Genomic DNA, 21413 nt, shown 5'->3' with positions numbered 1-21413 from the left:
ATTAGTATTAGAATTTGACATTAAGAGAAAAACCATAGTTTCTTGTCAACGGCATTGAAGCTCTCTCCATACCTTGTGCATTACTATTAGAATAGTTTGACTCTGGATCAATGTTTGGTACTTTGTCATAAATTGTCCATAAATTATGAGCAGAAAATGCTAAGCTAACAGACTGAAAAGGTGTTTTTTGTAAAAACATTTTTGGGAAATTGTAAGCAAAAGAAATCGCTCTTAGTTTCACAAAATCAGCATCATATACAAAGTTTGACGTTACATCACTATAACTTCTCCAGTAATCGTATGCAGAAACTGTTGTGTTAACCGGATTTCCGTTTACATCTCTTCCGCTTACTGCTACACCGCCTTCACGACCTGGAAGTGTGATTTCAGATAATCCGTAACGAGCTCCTAACTGGTTTGTAGCAGAATAGATTTCTCCTCCAAATTTAGCATCAACAAAAACTGAAAGTGTGAAGTTTTTATAAGAGAAATCATTTGAAAGTCCCATTGAAGTTGGCGCAACACCTTGTCCGGCAATGATCAAATCTCCCCTCATGAATTTACCGTTTGTATCCAATACAATATTTCCGCTTGCATCTCTTAAATAATCATACGCTTTAATAACTCCAAAAGGCTGTCCTTTTTCTAAAACTACGTTAGCTCTACCGTCTCTGTTTCCTTCTAATGATTTTGTTGTAATTTTATCAGAAAGGCTGATAACTTCACTATCATTATAAGCAAAATTATAACCTACACTCCATGCAAAACTTGGTGTTTTTACTGCTTTTACATTAATAGCAAACTCCACCCCTTTGTTCAGGATTTCTCCAACATTGATTTTTGTAGTTCTGTAACCAGAAGCCTGAGAAACGTCAGCATCTGTAATATCATTTGTTGTTTTCTTGTGGTAGAAAGTCAAATCTGTACTTACTCTGTTATTGAAAAATGTGTTTTCAAAACCAAATTCGATTGTACTTACATTGTAAGGTTTCAAAGTTCTGTTTGGAATTGTTTCTCCGTTAACACCTAAAATTGGCTGTCCTAAAGAATCTGTTTGTCCGTCTGGTGTAGTATAAGTCAATGCTAAAGCATAAGCTTCTGGCAATGCACCTCCAACGTTACCCCAACCCGCTCTGAATTTACCGTAAGAAATCCATTCAGGAAGACCTATAACTTCTGAGTAAATAAAACTTGAACTTACAGAAGGATAAAATGTACTGTTGTTTTTAGGATCTAAAGTTGAGAACCAATCCTCACGACCTGTTAAACTTACATATAAGAAATCTTTGTATCCAATATCAGCAGAGTAAAAAAGAGAGTTTACTTCACTTTCAGAGAATAATTTTTCAGTTTTGTCCGGCTGTGTATTTCCGTAGAAATATTCGAATGGAACAATAAAGTTGTTTCCTTTCATTTTAATACCGCTGTATCTGTTGTGTTGACGGTTTGCACCAATGAAAGCATCTAAAGAAAGGTTTTTAACAATATTACCTTTGTATCCTAAGAAACCTGAAGCATTCACCTCTGAACGGGTTTCGATTCTGTTTTCGATAGATCCGCCTGGACTGTAGTTAATTCCAGTTGGTTCAATTTCAGTGTATTCGTAGTTGATATCATCAATTCCAAGTACACCTTTCGCATAAATCTTATCTGTAATATTATAAGTTACTTTTGCAGAACCAATAAAACGTTTTCTAAGGTCATCGTTTAATGGTGATTTTGTAGCAAAGTAAGGGTTTGTATGGTATACGTTTGCTCCTAAGAAATCTTCTTCACCTCCGTTTGCATCGTATGGATTGCTTAACCATCTAATATCAGAACCTGGTGTCATGAAAGTAGTTGGGAAAGACGGGTTTCTTGGCGAATCATTCAAATAAGGTCTATTATGACTTTTCTCAGAAATATATTGTGCATTGCTTTCAATGCTGATACTTTTATTTGGAGAAGAATTTAAACTCAAAGCCACGTTATTTCTACCAAAAGTAGTTCCCGGCATAATAGATTCATCTTTAGTATTTCCGAAAGATAATCTGAAATTAGTTGTTTCGTTTCCACCAGAAAGTGCTAAAGTATTACTGAAAGAATACCCGGTTCTGTAGAAATTTTCAACATTATCTTTTCCGTATGCTTGGTATGGTCTGGTTTTACCGTCTAAACCAAGAGAAGGTGTTCCGTCATATTTATCACCCCATGCAAAATAGTAGGAGTCTCTAAGTTCCTGCAGATTGGTAAATCTTGTTGGAACACCACTTGCATTTGGAGCTCCCGCACCATATTGATCCTGCCAGTTTAAAAGACTTGCCGGTGTATTAAAAGTTGAATTTGTATTGAAATCAACTCCAATTCCAGTTCCGTTTTTACCTTTTTTAGTTGTGATTAAGATAACACCATTTGATCCTCTGTACCCATAAAGAGCAGAAGCGGCACTACCTTTTAATACTGACATCGAAGCAATATCATCTGGATTGAAAGAAGACATACCATCACCCTTGTCTGCACCTCCCCACATTCCTGCATTTCCTTGCTGCGTATTGTCAATTGGAATTCCGTCTACAACATACAACGGCTGGTTAAGCCCAGATGCAGAAGTTGCTCCACGAATAACAACACGGCTTGAACCAGAAGGTCCTGTAACCGGAGCAGAAACGTTTACCCCTGCAATTTTACCTTGCAAAGCATTTCCTAAGTTAATTTCTTTATTTTTTGTCAGGTCTTCGCCTTTAAGTTCCCCTACGGCATAACCCAGACTTTTCTTTTGTTTTTTCACTCCAAAAGAAGTTACTACAACATCCTTAAGTTCTTGTGTAGTTTCTGTTAAAGTAACAGCAGCTCTTGTTTCGTTCTCCTGAAGTACTACTGACTTTGACTCAAATCCTATTGAAGATATGTTTAGGGTAACTTTACCTTCAGGAACATTCATTCTAAATCGCCCTTCGGCGTCTGTAATTGCACTAAATGGTTTTCCTTGAACCTCGATTGATGCGGCAACAATTCCTTTGTTCTCTGCATCTGTTACTATGCCTGTTATTAATCGGTTTTGAGCCGCAGCACTTAAGCTGCCCAACAATACGATTGCCAACACTGCTAATATTCGTTTCATAAGCATTTTTTTTGGTTTGGGTTTTGGATTTTGTTTTGTTCGTTTGTGTTTGTTTGTTTTGTGTTTGTTTAAATAATTAATAAAATTTTGAACTTAATTGTGGATATATAACCTTCAGACAATACGGTGAATATTCAAAAAACGCGTTATCTTATGGTTTTTTCTTTAAAAACTACTTCTTAAAATACGGCGTTAATACCAGTAAAATCAAGGGTTGTTTTAACTAAATCGATTTAGTGAAATGACTAAAAAAATAGTCTTCTTCTTATTTTTACTTTTTTCTCTTAAACTGATTCCCTAATAATCAATTTTCCTTTTTTGAGAACTTTTTCTATTTTAAAATCTTCATAATTTGTCATTTGGCTCATCAGCAATTGTATTGATTTTACGGCTATTTCTTCAATAGGCTGAGCAATTACTGAAATCATTGGCGTGTGAAGTTCAAAACTGTCATGATCATCAAAACTTATAACTGCTATATCTTCCGGAATTTTATAATTTAAAATTCTGCAGGCCTGAAGCCCGGCAAGTCCCAAATAGTTAGATAAAAACAATACGGCATCAATCTCAGGATTTTCTTTAAAAAATTTTGTAATAGAATCAATCCTGCTTTTTTCACTTACCTGATATTCTAAATGCAGCGTAAAATATTCATTATAAATTCCTTCTTCTTTTAAAGCTTCTATATATCCCTTTTCCCGTAATTTCATCTGGATCATTCCAGTTTTAATATTTACAACGGCTATATTTTTTCGGCCTTTTTCAATTAAATACTTAACAGCAGAATAAGAACCTTCATAATTATCCATTGCGACGTGACTTACTTTTTGATTGGCAAAATACCTGTCAATTAATACCACCGGTTTTTGCATTTTTAAAAGCATACCAATGGTTCGCTCTAAATTTTTTGTTGGCGTAATAATAAATCCTTCAACATTTGCCTGCAGTAAACTCTGTACTAATTCTTCAGATCGATCATTATCATCACCTGTACTGCAATAAAAAACCCTGTAATCTATATTTTTTGCTTCATCTTCAATTACTCTTGCTAAATCTGCAAAAAACTGGTTGGCTATATCTTCAACAATAAGTCCAATTGATCTTGTTTTTCCAGTTCTCAAACTGCTCGCAATCATGCTTGGTTTATACTGAAGTTTTTGAGCAACTTCCTGAACTTTTTTTATTACCGGCGGACTTATCGCCATTTTCTCTCCTTTACCATTGATAACAAAAGATACAGTAGAAATAGATACCTCTGCCTGTTTAGCAATATCTTTAATTGTAATCTTTTTCATCAGGTATTATTTATATTCTTGACTATTTTAGTACATGGCAAATATAGCAAACGAAACCAACAAAATCGTTTTAGTAAAATTTATTTTCAAAAAAATGATTTTTTTCTCCCAAAATAAAACAGAATTATCAGTAATCACGGTATTTTACTCACTTATTTCCATTTTGACTATAATAACGTTTTTAATAGTAAATGTGATAATTTGATAAGCTTTTGATGTGTTTCTAAGTTATTTTTTGATCACTATTTTGAAAAAAAATCATCTTGGATTTATGTTAATTTAACTATTATTTCAAAATTTGAAACAAAAACTTAATGTGTAGTTTTAACGCAAAGCACGCTAAGTTTTTTGCATATAAAATTTTATAAAAAAAGTTCGCAAAGCTTGGTGAGTACAAACCTTTGCGAACTTTTCATATTGTAAATACAAACTATTGCAAAAAAACTTATCGTGCTTTGCGTGAAAAAACATTCAGCACAAAATCTAAAATCTAAAATCTACATTCTAAAATCTAAAATCATATAACTCCCATCTTCTGCATTAAAAAAGTCGCGCTTTTATTTTTACAGATTCCGCTGCGGAGTTTATAATCAAAATGAAGTTCATTATTTTGAATTTCGACTTCAAAACATTGATTCGTTAAAGTTTGAGGATATTCGTTAGTTGTTAAGCAGACTTCGATATCGTGTGTTGCTATGGCGCCAATTGCTTTTTTAGCAATTACTTTTTTAACCACTTCAATAGTTCCGTTACGTTTATCATCAGAGTTTGTTCCTCTTAAAATCTCATCTAATAAAACAAAAGCAGGGCCTTCTTCCAGGGCGTCCATAATTTGTTTTAAACGCTTAATTTCTGCAAAGAAATATGATTCACTGTCCGCCAAAGAATCAGATAATCGCATTGAAACTAAAACTGGAAGTGGATGGATATTAGCTTTTGAGGCACAAACAACTGAACCAATTCCGCCAAGAACCATATTGATTCCTAAACTTCTTAAAAAAGTACTTTTTCCGGACATATTAGATCCGGTTAAAATCATAAAAGATTCCGGATAAAAATGAGTATCATTCCCTACTCTGGTCGCTGGATTTAATAACGGATGACCTAAATTTTCAAATCCAATTTTATATTCTGAATTGATTTCCGGAAAAACAAAATCTGCATTGTTGAACGCTAAATTTGCGAAACTATTTAAAGCTTCAAATTCTCCAATAATATTAATCCAGTTCTCCAGTTCATGAGCATAATCTTCTTTCCATTTTAAAAGCGCTTTTAAAACATGCAGGTTAAATAAAAATGATCCGTTAAAAACAATAGCCGTAACAAAATTGCTTATCGTATCCATTCTCGAAAACAGCTCTGACAATTGTTTTAAATGAGAACTTGCCGATATATTTTTAGAAACTAACTGTTTTTGTAATGCAATAAGTTTTTTAGATTCAAATTTTTCTAGTTCTATTTTTTGAACTAATAAACTATAGTGTTTAATAGTTTTATCAATATTATCTGCCTTGGCAATTTCAGATTGAATTCGCTTTAGTGATCTTCCCAAAACAATCAAATTGAAAATAAAAATATAAGTGGCGTAAGATAAAAGTATCGCTTTTGAAGTAACAAAATAAGCAATTACAAAACCAAAAAATAATGCCGGAAGGATAATTGAAAGTGAAATTAAAACTTTAGATAAAGAATTATTTTTAAATGAAATCCAATGAATTAATGAGTCATAGGCACTTTTACTGTCAGTACTGACAATGGCAAGAGCTTCAAAATCCTGACGCCAGTCTATCTTCGTTTTTAATTCATTTATGGCTTCCTGATTTTCAAGAATAACTTCATTAGATGATAAGCTTAACAACTTCTCTGCTAATGTTTTTTTACCGATAAAAACAGCCGTTCTGTTTAAATTTTGAAATAAGGAATGTTCTCCAAAAATATCCAGATCATAAGCATATGGATGGTGAAAATCGTTAAATTCAATTCCGTTTTCAAAAGGAAGTTTTTCTCTTTTTAAATAAGATATTTCATCTTCATTGATTTTTAAAATAGCTTTTGTTAATTCTCTTTTAAAAGATAATTTCGAATGAATTCGCATTAAAAAAAGAAAACCGGCAAAAGATAAAAAAGCAGTTACTGCATATCCAATTTCATTAGTTTTGATGTAATAAAACAACATAAACAAACAAAAAAATATGCTTAAAAGTCGCAGAAGACTTATGCTGTTGTACCTTTTGCTGGTTTGATTAAAAACTTTTGAATAATGTTCGACCTTGCTTAAATATATTTCCATTTTTTAAATTTAATGAAATACAAATATAGGTTTTACACTTACAAAAAAGCTATTCATTTAAAGTAGAATTTTAATTCTCATGCATTATCAATACTGGAATAGAAACTTCTTTTGTGATTTTCTGACTAAAACCTGAATCAAAAATAGATTCAAGGAAAGATCGTTTATGCTTAATTGTAGTTAGGATATCGATGTCTTTAAATAGTACAAAATCAAGAATTGTTTCTTTTACTTCGTCGCTTGGCAACACCAGGAACTCTACATTTTCATTAGCAAATTCAGTCTGCCATTCTTTAATAGTCATATCGGTCACATCTGTACTTGAAGATCTAACATAAAGGCTTTTTACTTTTGCATCTGTTTTTTTAGCTATTTTAAGTACTTTTCTAAGTTCAGCTTTATCTTTTTCACGATATTTTGTCGTAAAACCAATGGTTTTAATTTTCTTGAATTTTGCATCAATAGGAACACATAAAACCGGAACTTTTACTTCTGAAATTACCGAATTTGTATTAGATCCGGTAAAGAATTTTGTCCAGTCAGAAACACCTGTGGTTCCCATTATTACAAAATCAATTTCATCTTCTTCAACCGCATTTTTCAGGTTATAAACCAAGTCACCGTCCATCAGTCGGTGTTTTATTACAATGTTATCAAGATTACGTTCGGCTGCAATTGCTCTAAGTTTTGGAATTTCATCCTTAAACATTTCAAATTTTGCCAATTCTATAGAACTGTATATTGATGCATAATTTTCTGGAAAAAACTGGCTGTCATAAACCGGAATCTCAAATGTATGCAATAAAATAAGTTCGGCTTTTACAACTTTTGCAAATTCTAAAGCATGTACAAACGCATTTGTAGCTGCTTCAGAAAAATCGGTAGGGAATAATATCTTTTTCATTTTATTTCAGATTATAGGTTTGTTACTCAAATTTAATCATTCTAAATCCAAAACAACCTGATAATTATCAGGAATTTAACAGTTAATGATTTCTTAAATAATTACCGTTTTCAACGTTTAAACAGGATAACTAACCTGTGATTAAGGCTTTAGAATTTTCTGCTTTTTTCTTACCTTTGCACCATGATAAATCAAGATTCTATAGTAGCATTAGCGACTCCATCCGGAGCCGGAGCTATTGCTATCATTCGTATTTCGGGCGCTGAAGCTATTTCAATAGGAAATTCTGTTTTTAAATCCATAAAAAACAAAGACTTAACGAAGCAAAAAACACATACGCTGCATTTGGGTCATATTATGGACAATGAAAAAACACTTGATGAAGTTTTAGTTTCTGTTTTTAAAGGACCAAACTCGTATACAGGCGAAGATACGATTGAAATTTCATGCCACGGATCTACTTATATTCAACAGCAAATTATTCAGTTATTATTGCGAAAAGGCTGCAGAATGGCTGATGCGGGAGAATTCACGCTAAGAGCTTTCTTAAACGGAAAACTGGATTTATCGCAGGCAGAAGCTGTTGCCGATTTAATTTCGTCTGATAATGAAGCTTCTCACCAAATTGCCATGCAGCAAATGCGCGGCGGTTTCAGCAATGAAATTGCCAAATTACGTGAAGAACTTTTGAATTTTGCTTCTTTAATTGAACTGGAATTAGACTTTGCTGAAGAAGATGTAGAATTTGCAGACAGAACACAATTTCATGAATTATTAAACCGTATTGAATTTGTTTTAAAACGTTTAATTGATTCGTTTGCTGTTGGAAATGTTATTAAAAACGGAATCCCTGTTGCCATTGTGGGTGAACCAAATGTGGGTAAATCGACTTTATTGAATGCTTTATTAAACGAAGAACGTGCGATCGTGTCTGACATTGCCGGAACAACCCGTGATACTATTGAAGATGAATTGGTAATTGGCGGAGTTGGTTTTAGATTCATCGATACAGCCGGAATTCGCGAAACTAAAGATGTTGTAGAAAGCATTGGAATCAAAAAAACATTCGAAAAAATTGAACAGGCACAAGTTGTAATTTTCTTGTTTGATGGTTTCAAATTTCAGGTTTCAGGTTCTGACTATATTGTAGAAATTGAAAAAGTTAAAAACAAATATCCTCTAAAACCAATTTTGGTTGTTATAAATAAAGTTGACTTATTGAGTGAAAATGAAATTGATTTGATCAATAAAAAACTGGAAACTCTGGAATTAACGCTTTTAAAAATCTCTGCCAAAGAAAAAATTGGCGTTGAGGAATTAAAGGATAAATTACTGTCTTTTGTAAATACCGGAGCTTTACGTAATAATGAAACTATTGTCACAAATACAAGACATTACGATTCTTTATTAAAAGCTTTAGATGAAATCCAAAAAGTAAAATTTGGTCTTGAAACAAATCTTTCAAGTGACTTAATTGCGCTTGATATTCGTGAGGCTTTATATCAATTCGGGCTTATTACAGGTCAGGTTTCAAATGATGAATTACTGGGGAATATTTTTGCTAATTTCTGCATCGGCAAATAGAGAAGCAAAATATCACAATATAAAAAACAAAAAAACGAGTTAAGTTTTATTTATCAATAACTTAACTCGTTTTTTTTAAGTTCAATTTCCAGACTATTATTTGAATAAATTTGTATCTCTTTTTCGTTATATTTAATTGAGGAAATACGATATTTAATCACAGCTTTATATCAACTTTCAGCAATTCTTGAACTATAAAAATAGGATTTTAAATCATTTAAAATTTCTGTTCTGGATTTTGAAGCGTCTATCAATTTTAAGTTTGTGGTATCGTCAAAAAAAGAGATACAATCATGCAGGTATTTATTAGATAAAAAAAGCATTACATTTATTCCTTCTTTTTCCAATTTGAAAAAATCCATCAACTCTGTCTGATTATAAACAACAAATATACATCGTTGATAATCGGTCAATTTACTTTCATTGCATAATGAAAAAGAATCCTGATAAAACTCAAATTTGTCTTTGAACTTTCTCTTAAACATTTTTAAAAATTCTTTTTTGTTATCTAGTTCCCGGCACACCATCAACTCCCGGTATTCCATCAAGACCATCTTTTCCGGTTCCTGAACCAGCTTCACCAGAAACAGCGAATCTATTCCATTTGTTGTTTAGCCAGAAGTAGTAACCTGGCGTAACATCACCTTCCGTGTTAACATTAAAAACCAATAAACTTTCAGCTTTTTCGCCTATAATTGGCGAATAAATAAGTGTACTTGTTAGCTTAACCCTAGGTATCAATATACCTTTGTTACTACCACCGTACTTATCAGTTTCAGTGGTTGTGACTTCTAATTGAGCCGATGTAATTGGTGATTTAGTTCCAATACCAACCTGAGAACGGGCCGAGAAGGTAGCCAAAACAACAAATAAAGGGAGTAATCTATTTTTCATAACCTTTTAATTATTATGTGTTTAATTATTTTCTTAAGTCTTTAAAATTCAAACATCTAGATTTGAAGGTGCAAAGTTCTCTTGAAAATCAATTTATTTTTGCCCGTAAAAGTTTTTAAACTTATAGATTAGGGTATATATGAAAAAGGCTGTTAAATTTTAAAGGAAGAATTCCTATATAGCGAAAGGTTGCTAGTAAAAAATGAATCTGATAAAAACAAATCAAATTCTTGAATATCAGAATATTAATACAAAAATACGGAAAAGAATTGGTCTTTTTAAAAAAAATGAAACACGAGGATTAATCCCGCAATCATTAAAATTCTTTAATTTAAATCATCTAATTTTAGAAAATTTGAATCTACTATTTATCCAAAATAGTCACGGCTCATTTATCAAAAGTATTGTTAAGCTGTTGTAATTTTATTTAGTATATATACTGACTAATTTATTATAAATGCTTATTTAATTTTTTTGTAAACTGAAGAAGTCAATGATTCTCAAAGTATTTCTACATTTTAATAACACCCTTTTATAGCTGTATATTAAGATAATTACTTGTATAACCGTTTTATTTACTTACATTCGTTTAATATCAAATTACTTCATTTATAATTCAAGACCACTATTCCAGATAATTATTAAAATATAGGTGCTTTTCCAGCAAATTACTGCCATTATTTTTCAAACAAAACATCGCTTTATATGAGCATTAAAGAAAAAAATGGTAATAAGGAAATTGTCCTTTCCCATAAAGAAGTCCTTCAAAAAGGAAACCATCCAGACAATAAAGACCATCTTACAGAAGAAAACCCGCTTCAGAAAATCAGGAAGTCAAAAAAAACAATCCATACTGCTATTGACAGCGGGGAACCTGCATTTCAAAAAAAACAAATAGAAACTCAAATCTTTGAGCTTAAAGAACAGCTTCATGCAAAAGAGCAGTATTTACTAAATTTAACTAATGCTATTAACACCACAAATGCAACTGTAGAATTTGATATGGAAGGCAATATTTTAACTGCCAATAAAAATTTCCGGAAAATTATGGGATACACTGCAAAAGATTTACTGGGAAAACACCACAGTCTTTTAGTTGATTCCTCCTATTCAAAATCAAATGCATATCATTTTTTCTGGAACGATCTAAAAAAGGGTATTTACCAAAAGGACGAATTTATCCTGACGGCGAAAAATGGCCGGTTGATATGGTTTTTAGGCAGTTATAATCCTATTTTTAATACGGAGTCAAAACCGTATAAAATCCTTAAAATAGCGACTGATATAACACTTGCAAAAACGCAGTTTTTACAATTGGCCGTTCAGGCAGAAGAAAAAGAAAAAAGATCATCTGAATTAATTATTGCTAATAAAGAACTTGCTTTTCAAAATAAAGAGAAAGAAAATCGGGCTGCAGAATTAATTATCGCAAACAAAGAATTAAAATTTCAGAATGAACAAAAAGAAAAACGGGCAAATGAGTTAATTGATGCCAATAAAGAACTGGCTATTCAAAGCAGGGAAAAGGAAAAACGTGCTGCTGAACTTATAATAGCCAATAAGAAACTTGCTTCTGAAAAGATTCTGAAAGAAAAAAGAAAATTGGAAAAGTTAAAAAGGGCGGCAGAATTGATTGTTAAAAACAAGGAACTTGCTTATCAGGAAAAACGAAGCAGTGAACTTACACTGGCTAATGACGAGCTAAGAAAAGCTCAGGAAGAACTCGGGTCGTTCTCTTATTCCGTTTCGCATGATTTACGTGCTCCAATCCGGGCGATCAATGGTTACACACAAATCCTGATAGAGGATCATGCTGATTCAATAGATGATGATGGAAAAAAAATCATACAGGCTATAATTAATAATTCTAATAAGATGGGAATATTAATAGACGATTTACTTGCTTTTAGCAAATTAGGCCGTAAAGAAGTGTCTTCTGCCAATATAAATATGCTGGCACTTGTAAACGCGGTTATAAGTGAAATAACTGTTGAAAAAGGTGAAAATATCCCCATATTTGAAATTGAAGAGCTTGCTCATTCCAATGGAGATCCGTCGTTAATTAAACAAGTTTGGATCAACTTAATCTCTAATGCCATTAAATATTCCAAATATAAACCAGAAATCAGGATTAAAATTACATCGACCTTTGAAAAGGATAAAATTATTTACAGTGTAAAAGACTGGGGCGCAGGATTCGATATGGCTTATTACGATAAATTGTTTGGCGTTTTCCAGCGTCTGCATTCACAAGATGAATTTGCAGGAACAGGTATTGGACTGGCTATCGTGCAAAAAATAGTCAACCGCCATTCGGGAACAGTGTGGGCAGAATCAAAACTTGATGCAGGTGCTAATTTTTACTTTAGCCTGCCAAATATTAAACATTAAAAATATAAAAATGGATTACGAAGATATTGAAATTTTATTTGCCGAAGACAGTATAGAAGATGCCTTACTGACAGTACGTGCCCTTAATAAAAGCGGCTTTACCAACAAACTCCTGCATGTTAAAGATGGTGCTGAAGCACTTGATTTTTTATACTGCAGAGGAATTTATTCTGAAAGGAATCCAAAATTGCATCCAAAACTTCTTCTTTTAGATTTAAAAATGCCAAAGATGTCCGGAATGCAGGTGCTTGAAAAGGTTAAAAGCGATGATATTCTTAAATCTATTCCGGTTGTCATTCTTACCTCGTCTCAAGAAGATCCTGATATTGCAAAATGCTACAGTCTTGGTGCTAACAGCTACATTGTAAAACCGGTAGACAGTAATAATTTTTTTAATGCAATAAAAGAACTTGGAATGTATTGGATGATATTGAGCCAGCCAGCCAATTAGGGATTTAAGTACTATACCCAGCAACGATTCTCACAAATGAAAAAAGATATTAGAGCATTGATATTAGAAGACAATACATCTGATGCAGATTTATTAGTCCGCCACCTGACAAAATCAGGACTCACATTTGTGTCAAAAATCGTTGATTCAAAAAAAGTTTTTGAAGAATCTCTTGGCACATTTTTACCAGATATTATATTATCAGATTATTCACTTCCTTCATTTGATGCTGTTTCTGCATTTAAAATGATAAAAAACAATAACCTTAATATACCTTTTATAATAATTTCGGGCACAATTGGGGAAGAGAATGCAGTCATGCTTATAAAAGAGGGTGTAACGGATTATGTTTCTAAAAGTAATTTTTCATCCCTGACTCAAAAAATAATCCGTGCCTTGAAAGAAGCCGAAGAATTAATTCAGAAAGAAGAGCTTGTTGAAAAACTAAAAATACAGACAGCAGCATTACTTAAAGCAAATAAGGAACTGGAACTTCAAAATGCGGAAAAGGAAAAAAGAGCAGTTGAATTACTCAATGTAAATAAAGAACTGCTTGCCTTTAATTTTATATCCAGTCATGATTTGCAGGAACCACTGCGAAAAATTCAGACTTTCATTTCTATTATTATGGAAAAAGAGATGGAAACGATGACTGAAGCGGGAAAAAACAATTTAAAACGAATACATGTCTCCGCAACAAGAATGAGACAGCTTATAGAAGATTTACTGAATTTTTCAAGAGTAAGTATTGTGGAACATCCCTATGAAATGAGTGATCTGAGTACTATTATAGAAGATGTAAAATCAGAACTTTCAGATACCTTATATCAAAAAAATGCTGTTTTTAATGTAAAGCAATTAATACCTGTATGTATAAGACCATTTCAATTTAGACAGCTTCTTTTTAATTTAATCAGCAACTCATTAAAATTCGCAATCCCAAATAGTGAACTACATATAACTATAGAATCCAAAATTCTTAAATATAAGGAATTCAGTCTGCTTAATCTGCCCAATAGTCCACAAGTATGCGATTATTGGAATTTCACTTTTAAGGATAACGGAATTGGTTTTGAACCACAATACAACCAGATTGTCTTTATTATATTTCAAAGACTCCATCATATTGAAGAATATTCAGGAACAGGAATTGGTCTTGCTATTGTAAAGAAAATTGTAGATAACCATAATGGAATTATTACAGCAGACGGTAATTTAAATGAGGGAGTTACATTTAATATCTATATTCCCATAATTATGCAAAATCTTCAGTATCTTAATTAATTATTCCAATTATTATATCAAGATTTTATAAAATTACAAATGCTATTATGTAATATCCCAGCTTTAAAATAAACTAAATTTGAGATGAATATTAAAAGATAAACTAATGAAAAATATATCCATACTCTTATTATCCATTCTCTTTTTTTCATGTCAGCAAAAAGAAACTAAAATTGATTCTGTCCAGACCTCAGATTCAATTGCTGCAAAAGATACCGTTGTTGTAAAGCAAAACAAAGAAGACAACAAACAAATTGGTGATACTATTTTCATGAATTTTAAGAATGAAAAAGATCTTTATATTGCTGAAGGCACTTTAGATTCTATTCATTCGAGAATATATGTGAAATTTAAAAATGAAGATTTAGGTGAATTGAATGGAAAGATTATCCCAGCCGGAGGAAAAGGAAATATTCGTTTCAATCAAATTATTTCTCCTGATAAAAGCTCAGATGGGCCTTTTGGAATTGATTTAAAAACCAGCCTTGAGCAAAAAGGAAATTATATTTTGGTAATTGGACATTCGCAAATGGCTGATAATCCGTTTTATGGTAAATTCACAGTGCAGCTTGAGACTAAAAAGAAATAAATTAAATTTTCTTAAACCAAAATCTTCTTCCATTTTCCTTGTCGATAAACAATTACACTCAAAATCGTAATCAATGTTTCGGCAGTTGGAATCGCGATAAAAACGCCTGTTGGTCCCATTTCATAATAATGCACCAAAAGATAAGCAAACGGAACCTGAAAAATCCAGAATCCTAAAATGTTGATCCAGGTTGGTGTCCAGGTATCACCTGCTCCATTAAATGTATTGTTTAAAACCATTCCGAGACCGTAAAAAATAAAACCAACGCTCATAATCTGCAATGCGTTTACGGCGATCCTGATAATAATTGGGTCATTTGTAAAAAACGAAATCAGATAATGTGCACTGAAAAAGCAAACCAGCATAATAGATCCCATAAAAATCATATTGTATTTGGCGGTTTTATAAACGGCTTTTTCTGCCCTTTCTATTTCATCTGCACCCAAATTTTGTCCAACCAAAGTCGCAACGGCATTACTTAATCCCCAAGCGGGAAGAATGAAAAACATCATGATTCGAATTGCCGTTTGATAACCTGATGAAGCATAATCGCCACCCGTTACGGCAACCTAATTAGCCAGGAAAATCCAGCTGCAGGAAGCAATTACATATTGCAAAACTCCGGGAGTTGCCAGTTTTATAATCCCTTGAATTAATTTGTAATTCGGCAGGAAGTAATTCCATTTGATTTTTAAAATTCCCTGTCCGTAAAACAGGAAATAACATTGGTATAAAACACCAATTCCTCTTCCAATTGTGGTTGCAACAGCCGCGCCGGTAACGCCCATTGCGGGAATAAACCAAAATCCGTTAATGAGAATTGGACATAAAATAATATTCGAAATATTGGCAATCCATAAACTTTTCATGGCGATTATGGCATTTCCGGCACCTCTGAAAATTCCGTTAATCAGGAAAATCAGCATCACGAAAACACTTCCTGCCATCATGATTCTGGTATAATTTACACCATAGACGACAGCAGATGCAGAAGCGCCCATTAACATGAGAATTTCTTTGGCAAAAATAAATCCTCCCAAACTAATGAATACATTTATGGCAATTGCAATTATAATGGCTTGCACGCCAGATTTTGCAGCTTCTTGGGTTTGCTTTTCGCCAATACGTCTTGCGACAATTGCCGTTGTTGCAATACTGATTCCGATGGCAATCGAATAAATAATCGCAAAAACAGATTCGGTTAAACCAACAACCTGAATCGCATAATTGCTTTCTTTTAAATGTCCGACAAAATACAAATCGACTAAAGCAAAAACAGATTCCATCGCCATTTCCAGAACCATTGGAATGGAGAGAATCAGGATTCCTTTTTTGATGCTTCCTTTAGTGAAATCAAATGATTCTGCATATTGCATTATTTTATTTAAACGTTTGAACATAGTTTTTTTTATTGCCACTAAGGCGCTAGGGCGCAAAGTTTTATTTTTAATATTTGTGATGTTATAATCTCGCGAAGTCGCGAAGCCGTAAAGTTTTTTATCGTAATCTTGTCATTTCGACGAAGGAGAAATCTTCGCGAGAAGCTCTACAAAGATTGGCGATTTTCTTTGCGGAGTTACTTGCGGAGATTTCTCCTTCGTCGAAATGACAAAAAAACGTAGACTTTGCGAGAAATGACTAAGCAGAAACCGAATCTAGTTTTTTGCTAAAAACAGCAACAGGATTTGTCAATTTTCCAACAAACTGAAGACTGTCAATAGGATCAGCTAAATCAAGCATTTGCTTGTTGTTACGCAATTGCAAACGGTTCAGACAGCACGAATCAAATTCAGGAACAAACAAATTGTATTTTTTAAATTGTTCCTGCAAATGCGGATGAGCTGACTGATATTCGTGAATACAATCGGCAACGGCAGACCAAAAATCTTCTTCGGAAAGTGTTTTGGTTTCGGATAAAATGGCGGAAAGAAAACGGAAATAAAACTGAAAAATATCATTAAAAATGCAAAGGATTTTCAACGGTTCTTTCATATCAATATGAATGCGTTTTACTTTTTCGGGCAGCGGAATTTCTCCATTAAAAAGCATCACTTCTTCGGTAATATCTTTCATTATTGCTTTTACCGGAATATGATTTTCTAAGACTAAAATCAGGTTTTCGCCGTGTGGCATAAAAACCATTTCGTGCTCATAAAAACAATGCAATAAAGGTGAAAGATAAGCGTCTAAATAATGACTAATCCAGGCTTTTGCGCTAATTCCTGACTTTTGAATCAATTCTGATACAAAGGCATTTCCAGATTGATCGACGTGCAATAAAGCCGCCATTGTCATGATATGCTGTCCTTTTTCTAATTTCGGAATCGGACTTTCGCGCCATAAAGTGGCTAACATTTTATTATGCGGAATACTTCTTCCTAAAGGTTCGTACAAGAAATTGCGATAGCCAATTGTGGCAACTTCACCTAAAAGTGTAAAACCTTTTTGCTGCAAATACGCATCGTTTTCAACTAAGTCTGCAACCCATTTGGTAATTGTGGGCGTGCTTTCCATATAATAAGGAGAAAGTCCGCGCATGAATCCCATATTGATTACCGAAAGTGCCGTTTTGGCGTAAAATTTCTCCGGTGACGAAGTATTAAAAAATGTACGAATCGATTGTTGTGCCGAATATTCGTCATCGCTATAACCCAGACAAACCAAATGGTTTTCGGCAATATCGGGTGCAAAAATCAGAGCGAGTTTATTAAACCATTGCCACGGATGTACGGGAAAGAAATAATAATCGTCTATATTCAAATCCTGAGATTTTAATATATTTTCGAATGCTGCAATATTTTCAACAGATAATTCCTGCTGCAATACTTTTTGATAATCTAAAGCCTCAATGGCTGTAAAAGTGGCTTTGCTCCTATGTCCGGCAATCCATAATAATTTTACGGGTGCATTCGCTTCTGGAGAAAAAGTGGCAAAATCATCAATATTAAAACCATTTTTACCGCTATTGGCGACAAAACACGGATGTCCTTCGGTCATGGCGTGCTCGATTTTTTGATAATCTAATTCCAGTAAATCTTTTGAGGTATATTTTTCGTTTGCGATTTTATAGGCTGTGCTGTATAATGTACTCGTGATTTCTTCTAAATAGGTTGGCAGTAAACTTTCGCTGATTCCTAAAGTGTCTTTAAATTCAATAATAAATTCTAATAAACGTAAAGGCGATTTTTTTCCTTCTATTGTCTTTCGAATAGAATCTACAGCAATTGACCAATGATTTAAAGCTAAAATATTGGCTTCAAAAGTATATTCAACTTTTTTATCGGGCGAAGAAATACTATATAAATTGGAAGCATTTTTTATTGGAACAATCAATAATTCGTGTGCAAATTCACTTAAAGTTTTCTTTAGCAGAATACCATTCGCTTTGTCCAAATTCTCTTTCGTTAAATGCTGTATATTTTGAGTTGGTATTTTCATTTGTATCAAATTAAACCTGTTGTAAAGCTTTGTAATAATCCTCGCGCGTACAAAATTCGAGATGTGCTTGTTTATGCGGCAAATCGAGAACACGCTGAAAAACAAATCCGGCTCTTTTATTCAGCAAATGAATTTTATGATTTCTTGCATCGGGTTCAACCACAATTCTTTGGTTTTTACAGTCACTAAATATAAAATCAAGAATTACCGTAAAAATATTCCAGGTAAAATTGGGAATTGGTTTTTCTGACGGTGCGACCAAGATATGCATGCCTTTATCGCCTTTTTGCGATTCGTAATATTTGCCTACAATATCATCTTCCGGATTATAACATTCGAGTAAAAAAGCGACATTGTTATTGAATTTTCCAATATAAACCTGCGCTTTTTCCTGAATATTATAGTAGGTGTTTTTTACTTCTTCTACAGAAAATCCATTCATTTCCCAATAAACAGCGTATTCACGGTTTACCCAATTGTGAATCAACGGAATATCGAGTTCCATATCAATCGGACGCAGCTCAAAAACGCCTAAACCGGGAATTGTTTTTACAAAAACAACGTCGTTTGCAACATCATTTTCAGGATGAGTTATTATACTATTCATCTTTAAGGAATTAGGCTATTATTTTTTTATACGGAGCAATTGGATTTTGCAGTTTTCCCTGAAATTGTAACAACGCCACAGGATCATCAAGATCGATCATGGTTTTGTTATTATTCAATTGCAAACGGTTCAGACAAGACAACTGAAATTCATTGGCAAACAAATCGTATTGCTCGAATTTAGCTTCCAGATGCGGATTTTGTTCCTGATAATCAGAGATACATTCTGCCACTAATTCCCAATAACGATCTTCTGAATAATTATCACTTGAAACCAAAATAGCCGACATGAAACGGAAAAATCCATCAAAAACATCAATAAAAATCGAAAGCAATTTTACATCTTCGGGAACTTCAGCATAAATTCTGTCAATGTTTTTTGGAACTACAACATCAGGATTTAAAATCACGGCCTCTTCGGTAATGTCTTTCATGAAAGAACGTACGGGAACATGCTTTTCTAATCCTAAAATAAGGTTTTCGCCGTGTGGCATAAAAACCAAATCGTATTGGTAAAAACAATGCAATAACGGACTCAAATAAACTTTGAAATATTCGGTAAGCCAATTGTCTATTGATAATGAAGATGCTTTTATAATTTCAGATAACAACGAATTACCGTCTTTATCCAAATGTAAAAATGCCGCCATTGTCATTAATTGTTCGTCATTTTTAAGTTTCGCTACGGGACTTTCTCTCCATAAGGAGGCAATCATTTTATTGTACGGATTGTGTTTTCCGAAGCTTTCAAAATACGGATTTATGTAACTTACAGAAGCTACTTCTCCCAACATTCCGAAACCTACTTTTTGCAGATATTGATCTCCGCTTAATAATTGATCTAACCATTCTGCCATTTCCGGCGCTGTTCCTAAATAAAAAACCGGTAAACCTCGCATAAAGCCCATATTAAGGATAGAAAGCGATGTTTTGGTATATAATTTTTTAGGATTGCTTAAGTTAAATAAAGTTCTGATCGATTGCTGTGCCTGATATAAATCAGGTCCATAACCAACACAAATCAATTTTTGTTTGGCAATTTCCGGTGAAAACAAATTAGCGAGTTTATTAAACCATTGCCACGGATGCACGGGAATAAAGAAATAATCGTTTGGATTTTGTCCTTTTTCTGAAATCGTCGCGTTAAATTTCGCAATAGTTTCAGATCCTAATTCTTGTTGAATCAAGGTATCATAATCCAGTTTTTGAGTTCCGGCATAAACCGTTCTGTCGCGATGTCCGGCAAGCCATAAAATCTTAAACGGATTTCCAGCTTCAGGCGCATAGGCTTTGTAATCCATGCTGTTGTAACCAATTCTTCCGTTATTAGCAACAAAACCCGGATGTCCTTCCATCATGGCTTGTTCAATGGTTTGGAAATCAGAATTAGCAAGCGATTTTGAAGTCGAATTTTCCTTTAATAATTTATAACAGCTTCCGTAAAGTGTGCTTATAATTTCTTCTAAATAAGAAGGAATTAATTGTTCTGAAATTCCTAAACTCGTTTTGAATTCCTGAATAAAATCAACGGCGTCTAAAGGAATTAATGCTACATTTTTATATTTTGAAATCGAATTGACTTCAATATTCAAATGATTCATGGCCAATAATTCTGCTTCAAAAGTATATTTAACCGAATTATCATCAGAAAACAGCGAATATGTATTTGCAGATTCTAATGTTGGTTTTATTAAAAGTTCGTGCGAGAACTCACAAATCGCTTTTTTCACCAATAAACGATTGGCTTTTTCCCAAACTTCGGGCTGAATATGTGTGATGGCTTTTTCAGGAAATTCTAATTGATTTTCGTTATTCATTTCGGTATAATTAAGGTTAAATGAATCTATTTTTTTAATGAATTGTTCTCGTGTACAAAAGGCCAATAATGCGGTTTTATGTGGTAAGTTGACAACATCGGCATCTTCAAAACCTACACGGTGACAGATATCGAACATTTTTTTATTGCGAATGTCAGGCTCAACCAATATTCTTTCGATGGTAAGATCCCTGAAAATAAATTTCATAATGCTCGAAAAAATATGCCACGTAAACTGATGCACCGGTTTTGTTGATGGCGCGACAATAATATGAATGCCGCAATCATAATCCTGAACGGTATAATAGTTCCCAATTATATCTTGTTTTGGGTTGTAACGTTCTAATAAAAACGAAATTTCTCCATTTACCAATCCGATAAAAACATCCGATTCTTTGGTGATTTTTTCATATTCTAAACGAACTTCTTCCAGATTTTTCCCCTGCATGCCCCAATATTGTGCATAATCACGATTGACCCAATCATGAATTACTACAGCGTCGTTTTCCAGCTCCAAAGGGCGAAAATCTATCACTCCAAAATCCGGAATTGTGGTTGAATAGATAGGTTTATATGTGCTCATTTGATTTTAGATTTTAGGTTGTTGATTTTAGATTTTAATCATTGCGTGTAATTTAAACACATAGAAACATAGTTTTCATAGCTTAAAAAGGCGTTTCACTTCAAATAAAACACATAGATATGTGAAAAATGTAGATTTTCTAAAACATGCTTCATCTTAATTAAAAGAAATCTATGTTTCTATGTGTT

At 33.2% G+C, this 21413-nt stretch carries 14 protein-coding genes and 1 pseudogene; 5 read left to right on the top strand and 10 right to left on the bottom strand.

Features of this window, described 5'->3' with window-relative positions:
* Positions 1-7: 7 nt before the first annotated feature.
* The 4 genes from APR43_RS04180 to APR43_RS04165 form a co-directional block, all read right to left on the bottom strand.
* Positions 8-3100 (bottom strand): SusC/RagA family TonB-linked outer membrane protein, encoded by a 3093-nt coding sequence (locus tag APR43_RS04180; RefSeq protein ID WP_240514924.1) that lies wholly within the window; start codon positions 3098-3100, stop codon positions 8-10.
* A 284-nt stretch (positions 3101-3384) separates the two neighbouring features.
* A complete protein-coding gene (locus APR43_RS04175; protein ID WP_053472667.1) occupies positions 3385-4395 on the bottom strand; it encodes a LacI family DNA-binding transcriptional regulator in 1011 nt (336 codons plus the stop codon).
* Between the two features lie 517 nt (positions 4396-4912).
* Positions 4913-6685, bottom strand: coding sequence for a MutS-related protein (locus tag APR43_RS04170; protein ID WP_053472668.1), 1773 nt, complete (start codon positions 6683-6685; stop codon positions 4913-4915).
* Positions 6686-6755: 70 nt separating this feature from the next.
* A complete protein-coding gene (locus APR43_RS04165) occupies positions 6756-7589 on the bottom strand; it encodes a universal stress protein (protein ID WP_053472669.1) in 834 nt (277 codons plus the stop codon).
* A 183-nt stretch (positions 7590-7772) separates the two neighbouring features.
* Between APR43_RS04165 and mnmE the strand changes: the two genes are divergently transcribed.
* Positions 7773-9173, top strand: a complete 1401-nt coding sequence (mnmE, locus tag APR43_RS04160) for a tRNA uridine-5-carboxymethylaminomethyl(34) synthesis GTPase MnmE (protein ID WP_053472670.1) — start codon at positions 7773-7775, stop codon at positions 9171-9173.
* Between the two features lie 170 nt (positions 9174-9343).
* Here the strand turns inward: mnmE and APR43_RS24280 are convergent, their stop codons facing one another.
* Both APR43_RS24280 and APR43_RS04150 read right to left on the bottom strand, forming a co-directional pair.
* Positions 9344-9658 carry a hypothetical protein gene (locus APR43_RS24280; protein ID WP_123924622.1) on the bottom strand — a complete coding sequence of 105 codons (315 nt, stop codon included), beginning with the start codon at positions 9656-9658 and terminating at the stop codon, positions 9344-9346.
* 19 nt (positions 9659-9677) lie between these two features.
* Positions 9678-10034: a hypothetical protein gene (locus tag APR43_RS04150; RefSeq protein WP_123924621.1), complete on the bottom strand. Its 357-nt coding sequence runs from the start codon at positions 10032-10034 to the stop codon at positions 9678-9680.
* Between the two features lie 738 nt (positions 10035-10772).
* On the opposite strand from APR43_RS04150, the gene APR43_RS04145 reads away from it, so the two are divergent.
* The 4 genes from APR43_RS04145 to APR43_RS04130 all read left to right on the top strand — a co-directional run bounded on the left by APR43_RS04145 (position 10773) and on the right by APR43_RS04130 (position 14782).
* The gene (locus APR43_RS04145) at positions 10773-12458 is read left to right on the top strand and encodes an ATP-binding protein (protein WP_082356442.1); all 1686 of its coding nucleotides are present in this window, start codon (positions 10773-10775) and stop codon (positions 12456-12458) included.
* A 10-nt stretch (positions 12459-12468) separates the two neighbouring features.
* Positions 12469-12909: a response regulator gene (locus APR43_RS04140; protein WP_053472766.1), complete on the top strand. Its 441-nt coding sequence runs from the start codon at positions 12469-12471 to the stop codon at positions 12907-12909.
* A gap of 36 nt (positions 12910-12945) precedes the next feature.
* Positions 12946-14193 (top strand): hybrid sensor histidine kinase/response regulator, encoded by a 1248-nt coding sequence (locus APR43_RS04135; RefSeq protein ID WP_053472673.1) that lies wholly within the window; start codon positions 12946-12948, stop codon positions 14191-14193.
* A 106-nt stretch (positions 14194-14299) separates the two neighbouring features.
* Positions 14300-14782, top strand: coding sequence for a hypothetical protein (locus APR43_RS04130; RefSeq protein ID WP_053472674.1), 483 nt, complete (start codon positions 14300-14302; stop codon positions 14780-14782).
* 11 nt (positions 14783-14793) lie between these two features.
* Here APR43_RS04130 and APR43_RS24780 read toward each other — a convergent pair.
* The 4 genes and pseudogenes from APR43_RS24780 to APR43_RS04110 all read right to left on the bottom strand — a co-directional run bounded on the left by APR43_RS24780 (position 14794) and on the right by APR43_RS04110 (position 21225).
* A pseudogene (locus tag APR43_RS24780) lies at positions 14794-16182 on the bottom strand (MATE family efflux transporter).
* A 238-nt stretch (positions 16183-16420) separates the two neighbouring features.
* A complete protein-coding gene (locus APR43_RS04120; RefSeq protein ID WP_053472675.1) occupies positions 16421-18220 on the bottom strand; it encodes an IucA/IucC family protein in 1800 nt (599 codons plus the stop codon).
* 10 nt (positions 18221-18230) lie between these two features.
* Positions 18231-18827: a GNAT family N-acetyltransferase gene (locus APR43_RS04115; protein WP_053472676.1), complete on the bottom strand. Its 597-nt coding sequence runs from the start codon at positions 18825-18827 to the stop codon at positions 18231-18233.
* Between the two features lie 10 nt (positions 18828-18837).
* Positions 18838-21225: a GNAT family N-acetyltransferase gene (locus tag APR43_RS04110; RefSeq protein ID WP_053472677.1), complete on the bottom strand. Its 2388-nt coding sequence runs from the start codon at positions 21223-21225 to the stop codon at positions 18838-18840.
* Positions 21226-21413: the final 188 nt, after the last annotated feature.

Origin of the sequence: Flavobacterium sp. NLM (genome assembly GCF_002210235.1) — a bacterium.
GTDB classification, from domain to species: domain Bacteria; phylum Bacteroidota; class Bacteroidia; order Flavobacteriales; family Flavobacteriaceae; genus Flavobacterium; species Flavobacterium panici.
Note: the sequence above shows the minus strand (reverse complement) of the source record. Positions and strands in the feature narration are given on the sequence as shown.

Coding starts and splice junctions, on each gene's coding strand:
- APR43_RS04180 (WP_240514924.1), bottom strand. CDS start 3,100: ATGAAACGAATATTAGCAGTGTTGGCAATCGTATTGTTGGGCAGCTTA.
- APR43_RS04145 (WP_082356442.1), top strand. CDS start 10,773: ATGAGCATTAAAGAAAAAAATGGTAATAAGGAAATTGTCCTTTCCCAT.
- APR43_RS24280 (WP_123924622.1), bottom strand. CDS start 9,658: ATGTTTAAGAGAAAGTTCAAAGACAAATTTGAGTTTTATCAGGATTCT.
- mnmE (WP_053472670.1), top strand. CDS start 7,773: ATGATAAATCAAGATTCTATAGTAGCATTAGCGACTCCATCCGGAGCC.
- APR43_RS04140 (WP_053472766.1), top strand. CDS start 12,469: ATGGATTACGAAGATATTGAAATTTTATTTGCCGAAGACAGTATAGAA.
- APR43_RS04165 (WP_053472669.1), bottom strand. CDS start 7,589: ATGAAAAAGATATTATTCCCTACCGATTTTTCTGAAGCAGCTACAAAT.
- APR43_RS04130 (WP_053472674.1), top strand. CDS start 14,300: ATGAAAAATATATCCATACTCTTATTATCCATTCTCTTTTTTTCATGT.
- APR43_RS04135 (WP_053472673.1), top strand. CDS start 12,946: ATGAAAAAAGATATTAGAGCATTGATATTAGAAGACAATACATCTGAT.
- APR43_RS04175 (WP_053472667.1), bottom strand. CDS start 4,395: ATGAAAAAGATTACAATTAAAGATATTGCTAAACAGGCAGAGGTATCT.
- APR43_RS04115 (WP_053472676.1), bottom strand. CDS start 18,827: ATGAATAGTATAATAACTCATCCTGAAAATGATGTTGCAAACGACGTT.
- APR43_RS04120 (WP_053472675.1), bottom strand. CDS start 18,220: ATGAAAATACCAACTCAAAATATACAGCATTTAACGAAAGAGAATTTG.
- APR43_RS04170 (WP_053472668.1), bottom strand. CDS start 6,685: ATGGAAATATATTTAAGCAAGGTCGAACATTATTCAAAAGTTTTTAAT.
- APR43_RS04110 (WP_053472677.1), bottom strand. CDS start 21,225: ATGAGCACATATAAACCTATCTATTCAACCACAATTCCGGATTTTGGA.